Consider the following 255-nt stretch of genomic DNA (forward strand, 5'->3'; position numbering starts at 1 on the left):
CAAGCGCCGCAACAGCGGTCCCGGCGCTGGAATAACACGGCAGGTAGGTCCCTCCTTCGCCCCCGACCAAGCCTTCCACCTGGATCGAGGGATCAAGGATGCCCGTGAATGCGGCCCCCACCGGTTTCCCGGCCCGGGAGGCGCACTCGGCAAGAACGCCGGCCAAGGCTTCAACAGTGAGGCCTCGGACGGGCAGGAGAGCTGCCACTACTGCGTGCACCGTCTCCTCTGCCAAAGTTTCCTGCAGGCGGGCCT

The 255-nt window shown here is 66.7% G+C and carries 1 protein-coding gene; it reads right to left on the reverse strand.

Annotated features, from left to right (window positions below):
* The coding region (locus tag SCA31_RS24475) for a hypothetical protein (RefSeq protein ID WP_410699574.1) at positions 1–235 on the reverse strand (235 nt) is incomplete at its 3' end.
* Positions 236–255 lie beyond the last annotated feature (20 nt).

The organism is Chryseobacterium sp. SIMBA_028 (assembly GCF_046535285.1).
In the GTDB taxonomy this organism is placed as follows: Bacteria; Bacteroidota; Bacteroidia; order Flavobacteriales; family Weeksellaceae; genus Chryseobacterium.